The organism is Microvirga sp. P4_G7, from assembly GCF_056401005.1.
Map to the genome: position 1 here is coordinate 1 of NZ_JBFUKD010001150.1, position 600 is coordinate 600.

At 57.2% G+C, this 600-nt stretch carries 1 pseudogene; it reads left to right on the forward strand.

The features are described from left to right. Positions 1 to 38: 38 nt before the first annotated feature. Positions 39 to 600, forward strand: a pseudogene (locus tag AC1DT3_RS23565) (GGDEF domain-containing protein); the annotation flags it as partial.

Here is a 600-nt window from a genome sequence, read left to right on the forward strand (position 1 = left end):
GTGCATTGTCTTCGTGGAAGCGCCATCAACGGAAGCCAATGGTCTACAAGAACGCCGTCCTGCTGATCGTTCTGGCGATTTGCTACTTCTCGATGATGCTGGCGGTCTTACGGGTCAGCAAACGTTACGGGATCGGCATCTTCATCACCGTTCTGGGGGTGATGCATTTTCTCGAAACCTATCTTGCCAGCGTGTTCTATGTGGCCTTGCCGTTCGGCATCGTTGCCTCGCCTGGATCGGCCGTGCTGTTCTCGGGCAAGCTCATCCTCATCCTCCTTCTCTACATCACCGAGGACGCCGACACGACACGCCAGCCGATCTACGGCCTCTTCATCGGCAACGCCATCGTCATTCTTTTCGCCCTCGCCCTCGCCTGGTTCGGGACACGAGAGATGAGTCCAGGACGGTCACCCGACCTCGATCTCATCGACGATATGGGATGGTTGATGGGTTGGGGAACGCTCCTCCTCTTCATCGACGCGATCCTGGTCATCCTCCTCTATGAAAAGCTGCGGAGCGTCTTCGCCGACAGCACGACGGCGCGAATTTTTACCAGTTCGGCGGCGATCCTGACCTTCGACCAGCTCGGCTTCTTTACAG